The organism is Variovorax sp. Soil_C_26 (genome assembly GCF_057657075.1).
This window is the reverse complement of the sequence record NZ_JBDGJC010000001.1, coordinates 625,485-637,850: the sequence shown is the minus strand read 5'-3', so window position 1 is coordinate 637,850 and position 12,366 is coordinate 625,485. Positions and strand designations below refer to the sequence as shown.

Genomic DNA, 12,366 nt, shown 5'->3' with positions numbered 1-12,366 from the left:
GGCGGGAATTCTCGAAGTTCGAGCGCGCTCGAAGTCAAGCGCTTTCTGCAGGCCCTGCGGCCGCTGCCGCGCGCGGCGCGAAGTCGCCCGGCTGCGGCCAGCGCATCTGCACCCGCTTGCGCACCGTGTGGATGTTGTTGCGCAGCGCATAGAGCTCGTCGGCGTACGAGAGCGGAACGGCCACCTTGTTGACGACGCGGTCGAGCTCCTCGAGTTCTTCGAGCAATTCCTCGCGCTCGCCCTGGCGCGTGTCGACCTTGGTCTCGATGTCGCGCAGGCGCGCATACCAGCGGAACACGCGCCGCCTGACGCGGAACTGGTAGAGCGGCGGCACGACCCGGCTCAGCGGCAGCATCAGTACCAGCAGGCCGCCGAGCACGAGCCACATGCGCTCGATCAGGTTGCTGGCCCAGAAGGGCAGGTAGCGCTGCCAGAACGGCGGCGTGCCATTGATGGCGCGGTCGCCCTCGGGGCTCACCGGCAGTTCGCTGGTGCGCGTGTTCGGAAAATCGCGCGCGCGGTTGAACCAGCCGGCGTCGCTGTGCACGCCCTGCGCGGCTTCGGCGAACAGCTGCCGCAGGGCGGAATGGGTTTCCTCGCGCGATAGCAGCGAGGTGGTGGCGGCCAGCAGTGTCACGTCCGAGGGCGGCAGTTCGCGCGCGAGATCGACCACGCCGCGCGGCAGCGTGACCGCCGAGAGAAACGGAAAGCGCCGCGAGTAGGCGTCGGCCTGGCCGAAGTCCATCAGCTTGATGTCGCTCGCGCGCAGCAGCCGCTGCACCTGCGGCGATTCGGGCGCCGAGGCGAGCACGATGACGTCGAGCAGCCCGGCCTGGAGCGCCTCGGTGGCGGCGGCCTGTTCGAGGTTCGACAGCTGCAGCGCGTCGGCCTCGACGTGGTTGGCCCTGAAGAGTCGCTCCATGATCTCGGGCAGGCCGCTGCCCGCCATGTCGACGTTCACGCGCAGGCCGCGCAGCTGCGCGAGCGAGGTCAGCGTGCCGGTCTTGCGGTCGACCTTCTGCGCGGAGTCGGCGCGGTAGAAGAGCCAGATCGGTTCGAAGAACAGGCTGCCGAGCGAGGTGAGCCCGGCTTCCTCGTCGGCCACCGGATCGGCGCTCCCGCCGCGCACGAAAGCCACGTCGGCACCACCGTTGCGCAGCAGGTCGAGGTTCTCCGATGAGCCCGAGGTCGCCTTGAGCTCGACCTCGATGCCGCTCGCCTTGAGCGCCTCGGCATAGCGCTTGCCGAACTGCGAATAGGCGCTGCCGCTCGGCCCGGTGGCCAGCGTCACATGCCGCGGCGGCTGCGGATCGAGCCACCAGTAGGCGGCGATCAGCACGCCGATCACGAGGAAGACGACGGGACCGGCGGAGGCGACCAGGTCGCGGATCGACAGCAGGATCAGCTTCAATGTCTTGGGCATGGCCATGGCGGGATCAGTCTTTCGTTGCGGCCGCAAGGTCGGCTGCGGAAGGGAAGTGCAGCGCGCCGACCGTGACCGCGCGCGCAGCCAGCACGGCGCGCAGGGTGGCGCGCGCCACGACTTCGGCGGCCATGGTGCCGAGCACCGTCATGCCGGGCCGGGTACCGGCATCGGGTCCGTCGATGGGCACGCGGCCGGTGGCAAGCGCGAACAGCGTGTCGCCGTCGCTCATGGTGTGCACCGGGTTGATGGCGCGCGCCAGGCCGTCGTGCGCCACGCTGGCCAGGCGGTTCGCCTGCACCTTCGTGAGCACCGCATCGGTCGCGACCACGCCGATCGTGGTGTTGGTGCCGGCGAGCAGCGGCCGTGGCAGCTCGCCGCGCAGCAGGGCGCGGCGGGTGTCGCGCAGTGCATGGCCGTCTTCGGTGCGCGCGCCGGCCACCGGCTGCGCGGTGTCGGGGTCGATCACGTCGCCGAGCGCGTTCACCGCGATCAGCGCGCCCACCGTCACACCGCCCACCGTGACCGAGGCCGTGCCGATGCCGCCCTTCATGGCGCTCTGCAAACCGAACAGCTTGCCGACCAGGGCACCGCTGCCGGCGCCCACGTTGCCTTCGGCCGGCGCCGTGCGGCTTGCCGCCTCGCACGCGGCGTAGCCCGCCTCGGCATCGGGGCGGATGCGCGCATCGCCGAGCGGCAGGTCGAACAGCACCGCGGCGGGCACGATGGGCAGCGTGCCGAAACGCACGTCCAGCCCGACCCCACGTTCCTCGAGCCAGCGCATCGCGCCGTCGGCCGCGGCCAGGCCCCAGGCGCTGCCGCCTGCAAGCACGATGCCGTGCACCTGCTGCACCAGGTTGCCGGGCGAGAGCAGGTCGGTCTCGCGCGTGCCGGGCGCGGCCCCGCGCACGTCGACACCGGCCACGGCGCCTTCGCGCGCGAGGACCACGGTGCAGCCGGTGGGGCGGCGGGTGTCCGAGAAGTGGCCGACCTCGATGCCGGCGACATCGGTGATGGCGCCGGAGGACGGCGCAGCCGGCGAGGAGTGTGCGGGGGACGGAACGGGCATGGCGGCCGATTATGGGCTGCACACCCTCTACGATCAGCGTCATGACAGTTGCAAGAAGTTTCTCCACGCCCGCCGTCCTGCGCCATGCCGTCGTGATCGGCGCCGGCGCGGTTGGCAGCGCCACCGCCATCGAGGCCCTGCGCGCGGGGCTGCGCGTGACCGTGATCGAGCCTGGCGAACCCGGCGGTCCCCACGCGACGAGCTACGGCAACGCGGGCTGGCTGTCGTCGCATTCGGTGGTGCCGCCCGCGCTGCCCGGTGCCTGGCGCAAGGTGCCGGGCTGGCTCGCCGATCCGCTCGGGCCGCTGGCCGTGCGCTGGCGCCACCTGCCGCGCGCCTTGCCATGGCTGCTGCGCTATCTCGCCTCGGGCTGGACCGAGCCGCGCGTGCAGCGCACCGCCGACGCATTGCGCACGCTGCTGGCCGACGCTCCGGCCCTGCATGCACAACTGGCCGCCGAGGCCGGCGTGCCGCAGCTCATCGAGCAGCGCGGCCTGCTGCATGCCTACCGCTCGCGCGAGGAGTTCGAAAGCGATGCGCTCGCCTGGCGCGTGCGTGCGCGTACGGGCGTGCAATGGGAGGAATGGCCAGCGGCGGAACTGCGGCAGCGCGAGCCCGACCTCGCCGAGCGCTACACGCTCGGCATCTTCGTGCCCGAGGGGGGACACTGCCGCGATCCGGGTGCCTACGTGGCCGCGCTCGCGCGCCATGCGCAAGCCGCAGGTGCCGAGCGCGCCGCCACGCGTGCCACGGGTTTCCGCATCGAGGGCGGGCGCCTGCGCGCGGTGCAGACCGAGGCCGGCGAGATCGAATGCGACGCTGCGGCCATCTGCGCCGGCGCGCGCTCGGGGCCGCTTGCGGCGGCCGCGGGCTCGGCGGTGCCGCTCGAATCGGAGCGCGGCTACCACGTGGTCATCGAAGGCGCCACTGCCGGCCCGCGCACGCCCACGATGGCGGCCGACGGCAAGCTCATTGCGCACTGGATGGACGGCGGCCTGCGCGCTGCCGGCCAGGTCGAGATCGGCGGGCTCGAGGCCGCGCCCGACTGGCGCCGGGCCGAGATCCTGCGTCGCCACCTGCTGTCGATGTTTCCCGCGGCGGCGGCGCAGGCTGGTGATGTCGCGGTGACGCACTGGCTCGGCCATCGGCCCAGCCTGCCCGATGGCCTGCCGTGCATCGGGCCTGCGGCGGCCAGCCGCGATGTGGTGCTCGCCTTCGGGCATGGCCACGTCGGCCTGTGCGGCTCGGCGCGCACCGGCCGGCTGGCGGCGCAACTGCTGGCGGGTGTTGCGCCAGAGATAGCGCTCGACGCCTTCAGCCCGGCGCGCTTCGGCTGACCGGTGCCGCTGGATCAGCGGTAAGTCTGGTAGACCCGGCTGCGTCCGTCGGCCTGCACCAGCAGCACCTCGTAGGCATCGCGCCGGCCGCCATAGGCCGGGCCGTCCATTCCTGGCGAACCGATCGGCATGCCGGGCACCGCAAGGCCGATCGCCTTCGGTTTCTCCTGCAGCAGCCGGCGCACCTCGCGGGCCGGCACATGGCCTTCGAGCGCGTAGCCGCCGACCCGGCCGGTGTGGCACGAACCGAGCGCCGTCGGAATGCCGAGCCGTGCGCGCGCGGCGCCATTGCCGTCGTCGTGCACGCGGGTCGCGAAGCCGTTCGCCTCGAGGTGCGCAACCCAGTCCTGGCAGCAGCCGCAGTTCGGGTCTTTCCATATCTCGATCATTGGCGCGGCGGCCGCGGCGGAAAGCGGCCAGGTGGCGGTGGCGCCCAGCGCGAGCACAGGGGCGGCGCGCAGCAAGAGGGTGCGTCGTTGCATGGCAGGTTCTTTCGGAAACATCAGTCGATGAGTTGCGCGCGGGCCTTGTCGACCCACACCTGCAGGTTGTCGAGCAGGTCCTTCTGGCTGAAGGAGCAGCTTTCCTCGCTGAACAGCGCGCTCGATTCGAGCCTGTCGAGCAGGTTCAGCAGCACGTCGCCATAGCGCGGCGGCAGGCCCGCGAGCAGCTCGGTGCTGGCGCGGGCTTCGCCCGAGAACGCGGCGACCGAGCCGCCGCTGCCCTTGCGCAGCGCCTCGACCTGCGCGGCGATCGCGCCGAGCTGCCGTACTGCCTCGGCGTTCACGAAGCGGCCTTTCCGGGCGGCGGCAGCGACAGGCCGCGCTCGCGCATCAGGTCGCGCAGCACGTTGGGGTAGTCGGTGATGATGCCGTCCACGCCCCAGTCCATGAGCCGCAGCATGTCGGCCCGCTGGTTCACGGTCCAGGGCAGCACCTTCATGCCGAGGCCCTGCGCTTCGCGGACCGCCGCGGCCGTGAGGTCGGCGTGCGCCGGCGACCAGCTCACGGGCCCCGGCGAGGCGCCCGCCGCGGCCTTCACGAGCTGCGGCGTCGAGGCGAACGCCGCGGCATCGAGCCCGGCCGTCCAGCGGCGGTCCTTGAGCGTGCGCGCGGAGCTCAGATAGGCGCGCGGCAATTGGGGCGCAAGCTGTCCAACCAGCGCGAGCGTGCGCCAGTCGAAGCTCTGGACCGTCACGCGGCCGCCCATCTGCGCCTTGTCGATCTCCGCAAGCAACGCGCGCACCATCGGTTCCGGGGCGGCGGTCTCGTCGGGCCGTGTCGGATCGATCTTGGTCTCGATGTTGAAGCGCACCGTGGCGGCATGCGCGCCGCGCGCACGCACCAGGTCGAACACCGCGGCCAGCGTCGGAATGCGCTCGCCGTCGCGCGGCAGCTGCAGCGCGAACTGCTTGCCGTAGTTGCTCGCCGGGTTGAGGCGGCCCACGTCGTAGGCCTGCAGTTGCGCGGCCGTGAGCGCGCGGACCGCGGGCCCGCTCTTCGGCGCGAGCCAGGCGCCGTTCGCGTCGCGCGTGTGGTCGGGGTTGAGGCGGGTGTCGTGCGAAACCACGACCACGCCGTCGGCGGTGAGGCCGATGTCGAGTTCGAGCGTGGTCACGCCGAGGTCGAGTGCGTTCGAGAACGCGGCCAGCGTGTTCTCGGGTGCCAGGCCGCGGCCGCCGCGGTGGGCCTGCAGGTCGAAGTGCTGCTTGGCGTGGGGCATGATCGCCGCGCAGCCCGCGGCCAGCATCGCGCCGGCCAGGCAGGCCGCGACGATGGCACGCGGCTGGAAGAAAAGGGATGTCATTTGAGCTGTACCTTGATGCCGTCGTCCTGGACCGTGATGTCGCCGACCTCGTAGGTCTTGCGCCCGACCGTGAGCTCTTCGGCCGTGAAGCTGCGCAGCACCTGTCCGTGGAGCAGCTCCTGCGCCACCAGCGCTCCGATCTTCTGCAGCCGTTCCGCATCGCGGCCTTGCACGCCCTGCAATTCCAGACGTTCGGCCTTGGGCTGGTCGAGTCGCAGGGCGCGCGCCGCCGCGTCGTAGCGCAAGGCGCTGCTGACCGACACCAGGCCCTGCACCGGCGAGGCCGCCAGCAGCGGGCTCGCGATCGTCAACATCGCCGTGATGGCGGCGCGGTTGCTGCGTGCATCCAGGCCCAGCTGCGGATCGCGCAGGCCGACCATGAAGATCTCGGCATAGCGTTCGGCCACCGGAAAGCGCTTCGCGATCTGCGCCTGAAGCTCGTCGCGGGTCGCGGTGTATTCGCTCGTGAAGAAATTGAAGCCGGCCAGCGCCGAGAGCGGCAGCGGCAGGGCCGCGGCGGCACCCAGGACGCGCAGCAGCCGGCGCCGGGATGGGGAATGCCGAAGAGAAGAAGGAGGGGTCTGCATACGTTCCGGAGCTTGCCACAGGCTGTGCGGTTCCTGCGATTGTCGCGGCCGCCGGGCGGCCGGCCTGGCGACAGGGCATCTTCCTACGTGCACCCGCCGCCAGCCGAACGACAACGGCGAACCATGCAAGGCGAGACGCGGATCGGGATTTCGGGCTGGCGCTATGCGCCGTGGCGCGGCCGTTTCTACCCCGAGGGCCTGGCCCAGCGGCAGGAGCTCGAGTTCGCCTCGCGCATGCTGCCCACGATCGAGATCAACGGCTCGTTCTATTCGCTGCAGCGCCCCGCGTCTTACCGGGCATGGCATGACGCAACCCCCGACGGCTTCGTGTTCGCGGTGAAGGGGCCGCGCTACCTCACGCACATCCTGCGCCTTAAGGATGTGCGCACGCCGCTCGCCAACTTCCTGGCGTCGGGCGTGTTCGCGCTCGGGGCCAAGCTGGGGCCGATGCTGTGGCAGCTGCCGCCAACGTTCTCGTTCGACGCAGAGCGGCTCGACGACTTCTTCTCGCTGCTGCCGCGCAACGGCCGCTCGGCGCTCGCATTGGCGCGGCAGCACGACGACAAGGTCGAGGGTCGCGCCTTCCTCGAGGTGCCTGCGCGGCTGCGCCTGCGGCATGCGGTCGAGGTGCGGCATGCGAGTTTCGAGAACCCCGAGTTCATCGCGATGCTGCGCCGGCACGGCGTGGCGCTGGTGGTGGCCGACACGGCGGGGCGCTGGCCCCTGCTCGAAGACCTGTGCACCGATTTCGTCTACATGCGGCTGCATGGCGACAAGGAGCTCTACGCCAGCGGCTACGACGACGCGGCACTCGACCGCTGGGCTGCGCGCATCGATGCCTGGCGCCAAGGTCGCCAGGTGAAGGACGCACGGCTCGCGGGCCCGCGCCGCGGCGCGGGACGGAAGCCGCGCGACGTGTACTGCTACTTCGACAACGACGTGAAGGTGCATGCACCCTACGACGCCGCGCACCTCGCGGCACGCCTCGGCGTCGCGACCGGCCTCGGCGACGCGGCAATCAGGCCGAAAGCGTCGCCTTCAACGTGATCTCGGGCACGCTCGCGAGCGCCTTCGACAGCGGGCAGCCGGTCTTTGCTGCGGCGGCGATCTGCTGGAACTTCGCCTCGTCGAGCTGGGGCACGGCCGCGTCGAGCTCGAGCGCGATGCGATCGATCTTGAAGCCTTCGCCGTCCTTGGCCAGTCGCACGGCGGCGCGCGTGTCGATGCGGGTGGCCGTGAGCCCCTCTTTCTCGAGCGCGAAGGCAAAGGCCATCGTGAAGCACGCCGCGTGCGCCGCGCCGACGATTTCCTCGGGGTTGGTGCCGCGCCGGTCGTCCTCGAAGCGGCTCGCGAAGCCGTAGGGATAGTCCTTGAGTGCACCGGTCTCGGTGCTGATCTGGCCCTTGCCGGTCTTGCCGGCGCCTTCCCAGCGGACGCTCGCGTGCTTTTCTGCTGCCATGGGGTTCCTCTGATTCGAAGTTGAGAAGGCTCCTGTATCGCTCGAACAGCCCCGGCTGTCTGTAGTCGCGCATCTGGCCCGATCTCGGCCGATCGACCGGACTCATGCGCCCGAGGGTTTCTCCCAGGCTTGCAGACGCCCGCGGGCGCGATGTACTATTTATCAAACGATCATTTAAGACAATGGCTTACGGCTCCGCATGCGCTGAACCATTCTCGTAGATGACAATTTATTGATTGATCATTTGTATTGGAGCCCTATGCCCGTTAGAAAACTGGGTCACTACTCGGTCAGAACATCGAAGCTCGAAGCCTCGAAGAAGTTCTATGTCGAGATCCTTGGCCTGCGCGAGGGTTATCGACCCCGCCTCGACTTTCCCGGTGCCTGGCTCTACCAGGATGAAGATGAACAGGACCATGGCGTCGTGCATCTGATCGGCACCGCCGGCGACGGGAGTGGCCTTGCCGCCTACCTGGGCGCGAGGAAAGATGACGAACTTGGCACGGGCGTGATCGACCACCTTGCCTTTCTCGCCGACGGCCTTGAGGAATTCCGGGAAAGGCTGGAGGCTGGCGACATCAGCTACCGCGAACGAGCGGTGCCGGGCCTGGGCCTGCACCAGATGTTTCTCGAAGATCCGTCGGGCATCACGATCGAACTGAACTTCCCCGTCGAAACCCTCGAGTCGACCCGATCCTTTCCTGACCCCGCAACCACCCAGCCATCTTGAGCAAGGAGAAAGTGCAATGGACTACCCGGTAAAGAACGCGAGCAGCCATCTCGAAGGCGCCGAACTGGTGGCGAGGGCGCGGGAGATGATCCCGTTCCTGCGCGAGATGGCGCCGATGACCGACGCGATGCGCCGACCGCCCGAAGAGACGCGGCTGCGGCTCAAGTCTTCGGGGGTGGCCCGCCTGTGGCAGCCCAGGCGCTATGGCGGGGCCGAAGGTGGCTTGGTCGAAGGCGCCGACATCTTGCGGGAGGTTGGCCACGGTTGCGGTTCGACGGCGTGGATCCTGGCGCAGAACCTGCAGCACAACCTGATGCTCGCGAATTGGCCAGAGCAGGCCCAGGAAGAGGTCTGGGGCTCGGCGCCCGACGCGCTCCTGAGCGGCATCCTGATTCCCGGCATCGGCAAGGCGGTGAAGGTCGACGGCGGCTACCGGCTGACGGGGCGCTGGCCCTTCGTGAGCGGGGCCGAGATCGCCGACTGGGTGATCTTCACCGGCGACTGCATGGTGGACGATTCGGGCAAGCCGAAGGAACTGCATTTCGTCGTGCCGCGCAACGAGATCACGGTCCTGGACACCTGGTACACGATCGGGCTGCGTGGTTCGTCGAGCCATGACGTCACCTTCTCCGATGTCTTCGTGCCCGAGCACAGGGCGGTCGGCATGGACGACCTCAAGGGAGACGGCCGCAGCCCCGGTTCGAAGCTCAACACGAGCTGGCTGTACAAGGCGCCGCCGTACGCGATGTTCGGCTGCTTCATCGGATGCGCCCCGCTCGGCATCGCGGAAGCAGCGGTCGAGTACTACCTCGAGAACGCACGCAAGCGCGCTTCCACCATGTCGGGCAGCAATGTCGCGAGCTTCACGACACAGCAGGTCAAGGTGGCGCAAGCCAGGACCGAGGTGCTGGCCGCGCGCCAGCTCATCTACTCGGTGCTGGCGGAAATCGAAGTGCTCTACAAGGGCGGCGGCAGCGCGAGCGTCGAGGACAGGACGCGGTACCGGGCCATTGCCACCTACGCCGGAAAGCTCGCAGCATCGGCGGTGAACCTCGTGCTCGAAGCCGGCGGCGGCGGCGTGATCTACGAGCGCAACCCGATATCGCGCTGCGCAGTGGACATGACGGTGGCCAATCGCCACATCACGCAGAACTGGGATGTCAACGCGTCGACGTACGGCCGCGTCCTGCTCGGTCTCCCGTGCGGTGTCGAGGCGCTCGACGACTAACGGAAGGAAGATCAAATGCTTCAGACATTCCCGTCCCGGACCGCGTGCGAGGTGCCTTGCGCGCGGGATGCAGAGCCGGTCTCCAAGGAATCGTTCCTGTCGGCCATGCGCCAGGCAGCGTCGCCGGTCTGCGTGGTCACGACGATGGCCGACGGCCAGCGCATGGCACTGACGGTCAGCTCGTTCCTGTCCGTTTCCGCCGATCCGCCTTTGGTGTCGGTGTGCATCAACCGGAACAGCCGCATGTGCAGCGCCATGACGGCGACCGGATCATTTGCCGTGCACATCCTCGCCGACGACCAGGCGCACATTGCCGACATGTTCGCGGGACGGCCGCGATCGGGCGAACCCTACGATTTCTCTTGCGTCGAATGGATCAGCCAGGGCGCGGGGCGTGAGCCGCTGATGGCCGGTGGCGCCATCTCCGCCGAGTGCTCGGTGGTGTCGACCACCGATGCCGGGTCGCACCGGCTCTTCATAGCGGCGGTGAAGAACCTGTTGACCAGCGAGAGAAGGCCGCTCCTCTTCTGGAACAGGCTCTACACATCGCCGTCCGCGGTCGCAGGCGCCTGACCTGAACCGCGCGGCCCGGCGCTTCGATGCCGGAATGCCGCAATAACGCTTCAGCCCTTTGCAGGCGCACTCGTGGCGCCTGCAGGGCCGAGCCATGCCTGAATCTTCAACAACGGCGAGAGAGCATCATGAAAAATCGTTGGGCCGCACTGGCAATCATCTTCATTGCGTTCCTGCAGTTCACGCTGAACTGGTTCTGCATCGTTCCGGCGTTCGGCGAGATCGCGAAAGAGATGCAGCTGTCGTTTGCGCAGGTGGGCGTCATCGTGGGCACCTTCATCGCGGGATACGGCATTGCGCACATTCCCGGCGGCTGGCTGGCGGAGCGCTATGGGATGCGCAACGCGATGCTCTTCGGGATCGTGGTCGAGACGATCGGCGCGGCCGTCTCGGCCTGGGCGCCGTCCTACGAGATCCTTCTGGCGGGGAGGCTGCTTTGCGGCGTCGGCGGCTCGGTCTTCATCGGCAGCGCCATCGGTCTTACCGCCGCCTGGTTTCGCGGCAAGGAGCTCGCCACGGCCAACGGTGTGATCCAGGGCGGGGCCTTCACCCTGGGCGCCGCCATCGGCCTGTTCGGCTGGGGCCCGGTCGTTGCATCGCTCGGTTGGCGGGAGGGGTTGGCGATCGGGGCAGGCATCGGCCTGGCGACGCTGGTCTTCGTGCTGGCACTCTTTCCCACGCCACCGAGCGGGAGCGGCGATGTGCTCGAGGGCCATCACCTGGGCAAGAACTCGCTGCGCCGCGTCTTCGGCAATCCGACGCTCTGGGTCATGGGGTTGGCACTGCTGGGCGCGTACGGCAGCTACTTCAGCGCTGCGCAGCTGTTGCCGCACTACGCGCAGACGACGCTGAACGTCGACGCCTCCGTGGCCGAAGGCATCGGTGCCATCCTGATGTTCAGCGGCATCGCGGGTGGGTTCATCGGGGGGTGGCTGTCCGACCGCGCATTCGGGCTGCTTCCCACCTTCGTGGGCGCCTGCGCGGTCGAAGCGCTCATGTTTTTCCTGATCCCTCACCTGGACCTGCTGGGCCTCCAGATCGCTGCCGCTGTCATCGGGGCTTCACTTATCGCCGCATTCGTGCCGTGGGTGTCCATTCCGGGTGAGCGCGACAGCGGCTTCCTGATCTCCGATGTACCGACGGCGATCGGGCTGATGCTGAGCATCGTTGCCGTCGGTGGCGCCACCGTCCCGCCGTTGTTCACCATGATCGCGGACGGCTGGGGGTTCGACACCGCCTGGGCCTTCCAGGGCGCCATCACGATCGGCTTTGCATTCCTGGCTTTTCTGTCCAGGCCCAAGCGGGCGGTTCGGATCAAGCCGGCCTGAGCGCCAGGATCAGCGCTTGCCGGTGTCGGAGCCGGCAAGCGCTGCGGCGCGACCGGTCGTGGAAGAGGGGTGATCTCTCCCGATCTCGCGTGAGCGCTTCAGCACCTGCGGTGCGCCCAGCAGGAAGCTGTCGACGCGCATGTCGATCACCCGATCGATGCTCTTGGGCACCGGAAGCGCATAGATCCACTTGCGCACGCCGATGTAGAACACCCCCGAATGCATGGACCAGATCAGGTCGATCTCGTCCTCCAGCTCTTCCTCGCTGGTGGGCTCCGGGATGCCGTATTCCTTGCGCATCTCGCGCGCGATCACCAGGAAGTGTCGCTCCCGCAGGCGAGAGACATAGCGCTGGTTGATGCCTTCGCGCGAGAGGCCCGCCGAAATGAAAATGCGGACCCAGTCGCTCTTCAACACGAAGCGCGCATAGTCCTTCAGGTAGCGCTTGAGCCTGGCGGCCAGCGGTTGCGTGCTGTCGGACAGCCAGTCTTCCCAGACCGGATCCCATCTGCGCACGAACACTTCGTCGTAGACGCGCTCGACCAGCGCTTCCTTGGTCGGAAAGTAGTTGTAGAGCAGCGGCTGGGTGATGCCGAGCGCGCGCGCGATCTCGTGCGTGCTCGCGCTGAAGCCGCGTTCCGCGAAAACCTGGATCGCCTTCTGCACGATCTGCTGCTCGCGCGCCTCTTTCGAAAGGCGAGGCGTGCCGGTCCCCTTCTTGCCATCCGCGGGGATCTTGCGCGGGCTTTTTTTGGCGGGGGAGGTCGGTCCTGCTTCGTTTGCTTTCATTCCAGTCTCTGTAGGGCGCGTGCCGCTGCGGCCGGTC

General features: G+C 68.7%; 14 protein-coding genes. 6 read left to right on the top strand and 8 right to left on the bottom strand.

The features are described 5' to 3' along the window. Nucleotides 1-34 precede the first annotated feature (34 nt). Both AC3A6G_RS02910 and AC3A6G_RS02905 read right to left on the bottom strand, forming a co-directional pair. The gene (locus AC3A6G_RS02910; protein ID WP_487873001.1) at nucleotides 35-1,429 is read right to left on the bottom strand and encodes a TAXI family TRAP transporter solute-binding subunit; all 1,395 of its coding nucleotides are present in this window, start codon (nucleotides 1,427-1,429) and stop codon (nucleotides 35-37) included. A 7-nt stretch (nucleotides 1,430-1,436) separates the two neighbouring features. Next, a complete protein-coding gene (locus tag AC3A6G_RS02905; protein ID WP_487858195.1) occupies nucleotides 1,437-2,492 on the bottom strand; it encodes a P1 family peptidase in 1,056 nt (351 codons plus the stop codon). A 41-nt stretch (nucleotides 2,493-2,533) separates the two neighbouring features. Between AC3A6G_RS02905 and AC3A6G_RS02900 the strand changes: the two genes are divergently transcribed. Then, complete coding sequence (locus AC3A6G_RS02900; RefSeq protein ID WP_487873000.1) at nucleotides 2,534-3,829, top strand: NAD(P)/FAD-dependent oxidoreductase; 1,296 nt, start codon at nucleotides 2,534-2,536, stop codon at nucleotides 3,827-3,829. Nucleotides 3,830-3,843: 14 nt separating this feature from the next. Here the strand turns inward: AC3A6G_RS02900 and AC3A6G_RS02895 are convergent, their stop codons facing one another. From AC3A6G_RS02895 to AC3A6G_RS02880, 4 genes are read right to left on the bottom strand one after another with little or no spacing between them, the layout of a single operon-like run. Continuing rightward, the gene (locus AC3A6G_RS02895) at nucleotides 3,844-4,311 is read right to left on the bottom strand and encodes a DUF411 domain-containing protein (protein ID WP_487872999.1); all 468 of its coding nucleotides are present in this window, start codon (nucleotides 4,309-4,311) and stop codon (nucleotides 3,844-3,846) included. A 20-nt stretch (nucleotides 4,312-4,331) separates the two neighbouring features. Continuing rightward, nucleotides 4,332-4,562: a hypothetical protein gene (locus AC3A6G_RS02890; protein WP_487873253.1), complete on the bottom strand. Its 231-nt coding sequence runs from the start codon at nucleotides 4,560-4,562 to the stop codon at nucleotides 4,332-4,334. A gap of 50 nt (nucleotides 4,563-4,612) precedes the next feature. Next, nucleotides 4,613-5,635: a glycerophosphodiester phosphodiesterase gene (locus tag AC3A6G_RS02885; RefSeq protein WP_487872998.1), complete on the bottom strand. Its 1,023-nt coding sequence runs from the start codon at nucleotides 5,633-5,635 to the stop codon at nucleotides 4,613-4,615. Then, nucleotides 5,632-6,222 carry a DUF1439 domain-containing protein gene (locus tag AC3A6G_RS02880; RefSeq protein ID WP_487872997.1) on the bottom strand — a complete coding sequence of 197 codons (591 nt, stop codon included), beginning with the start codon at nucleotides 6,220-6,222 and terminating at the stop codon, nucleotides 5,632-5,634. Before AC3A6G_RS02880 ends, AC3A6G_RS02885 begins: the two co-directional genes overlap by 4 nt. A gap of 123 nt (nucleotides 6,223-6,345) precedes the next feature. Between AC3A6G_RS02880 and AC3A6G_RS02875 the strand changes: the two genes are divergently transcribed. Further along, a complete protein-coding gene (locus tag AC3A6G_RS02875) occupies nucleotides 6,346-7,269 on the top strand; it encodes a DUF72 domain-containing protein (protein ID WP_487858190.1) in 924 nt (307 codons plus the stop codon). Here the strand turns inward: AC3A6G_RS02875 and AC3A6G_RS02870 are convergent. Continuing rightward, nucleotides 7,241-7,681 (bottom strand): OsmC family protein, encoded by a 441-nt coding sequence (locus AC3A6G_RS02870; RefSeq protein WP_487858189.1) that lies wholly within the window; start codon nucleotides 7,679-7,681, stop codon nucleotides 7,241-7,243. The two genes, AC3A6G_RS02875 and AC3A6G_RS02870, sit on opposite strands and share 29 nt — an antisense overlap. Before the next feature lie 259 nt (nucleotides 7,682-7,940). Between AC3A6G_RS02870 and AC3A6G_RS02865 the strand changes: the two genes are divergently transcribed. From AC3A6G_RS02865 to AC3A6G_RS02850, 4 genes are read left to right on the top strand one after another with little or no spacing between them, the layout of a single operon-like run. After that, the gene (locus AC3A6G_RS02865) at nucleotides 7,941-8,411 is read left to right on the top strand and encodes a VOC family protein (protein WP_487858188.1); all 471 of its coding nucleotides are present in this window, start codon (nucleotides 7,941-7,943) and stop codon (nucleotides 8,409-8,411) included. 16 nt (nucleotides 8,412-8,427) lie between these two features. Beyond that, the gene (locus tag AC3A6G_RS02860) at nucleotides 8,428-9,639 is read left to right on the top strand and encodes an acyl-CoA dehydrogenase family protein (RefSeq protein WP_487872996.1); all 1,212 of its coding nucleotides are present in this window, start codon (nucleotides 8,428-8,430) and stop codon (nucleotides 9,637-9,639) included. Nucleotides 9,640-9,654: 15 nt separating this feature from the next. Beyond that, complete coding sequence (locus AC3A6G_RS02855) at nucleotides 9,655-10,212, top strand: flavin reductase family protein (protein WP_487858186.1); 558 nt, start codon at nucleotides 9,655-9,657, stop codon at nucleotides 10,210-10,212. Nucleotides 10,213-10,238: 26 nt separating this feature from the next. Next, nucleotides 10,239-11,540, top strand: coding sequence for an MFS transporter (locus tag AC3A6G_RS02850; RefSeq protein WP_487858185.1), 1,302 nt, complete (start codon nucleotides 10,239-10,241; stop codon nucleotides 11,538-11,540). A 9-nt stretch (nucleotides 11,541-11,549) separates the two neighbouring features. Here the strand turns inward: AC3A6G_RS02850 and AC3A6G_RS02845 are convergent, their stop codons facing one another. Next, on the bottom strand, nucleotides 11,550-12,329 hold the full coding sequence (locus AC3A6G_RS02845) for a TetR/AcrR family transcriptional regulator (RefSeq protein ID WP_487872995.1): 780 nt from the start codon (nucleotides 12,327-12,329) through the stop codon (nucleotides 11,550-11,552). Nucleotides 12,330-12,366 lie beyond the last annotated feature (37 nt).

Bases quoted from the DNA above. Each gene is read 5' to 3' on its own strand.
- AC3A6G_RS02875 (WP_487858190.1), top strand. From the start codon at position 6,346: ATGCAAGGCGAGACGCGGATCGGGATTTCGGGCTGGCGCTATGCGCCG.
- AC3A6G_RS02870 (WP_487858189.1), bottom strand. From the start codon at position 7,681: ATGGCAGCAGAAAAGCACGCGAGCGTCCGCTGGGAAGGCGCCGGCAAG.
- AC3A6G_RS02855 (WP_487858186.1), top strand. From the start codon at position 9,655: ATGCTTCAGACATTCCCGTCCCGGACCGCGTGCGAGGTGCCTTGCGCG.
- AC3A6G_RS02895 (WP_487872999.1), bottom strand. From the start codon at position 4,311: ATGCAACGACGCACCCTCTTGCTGCGCGCCGCCCCTGTGCTCGCGCTG.
- AC3A6G_RS02905 (WP_487858195.1), bottom strand. From the start codon at position 2,492: ATGCCCGTTCCGTCCCCCGCACACTCCTCGCCGGCTGCGCCGTCCTCC.
- AC3A6G_RS02885 (WP_487872998.1), bottom strand. From the start codon at position 5,635: ATGACATCCCTTTTCTTCCAGCCGCGTGCCATCGTCGCGGCCTGCCTG.
- AC3A6G_RS02860 (WP_487872996.1), top strand. From the start codon at position 8,428: ATGGACTACCCGGTAAAGAACGCGAGCAGCCATCTCGAAGGCGCCGAA.
- AC3A6G_RS02880 (WP_487872997.1), bottom strand. From the start codon at position 6,222: ATGCAGACCCCTCCTTCTTCTCTTCGGCATTCCCCATCCCGGCGCCGG.
- AC3A6G_RS02850 (WP_487858185.1), top strand. From the start codon at position 10,239: ATGCCGGAATGCCGCAATAACGCTTCAGCCCTTTGCAGGCGCACTCGT.
- AC3A6G_RS02900 (WP_487873000.1), top strand. From the start codon at position 2,534: ATGACAGTTGCAAGAAGTTTCTCCACGCCCGCCGTCCTGCGCCATGCC.
- AC3A6G_RS02910 (WP_487873001.1), bottom strand. From the start codon at position 1,429: ATGGCCATGCCCAAGACATTGAAGCTGATCCTGCTGTCGATCCGCGAC.
- AC3A6G_RS02845 (WP_487872995.1), bottom strand. From the start codon at position 12,329: ATGAAAGCAAACGAAGCAGGACCGACCTCCCCCGCCAAAAAAAGCCCG.
- AC3A6G_RS02865 (WP_487858188.1), top strand. From the start codon at position 7,941: ATGCCCGTTAGAAAACTGGGTCACTACTCGGTCAGAACATCGAAGCTC.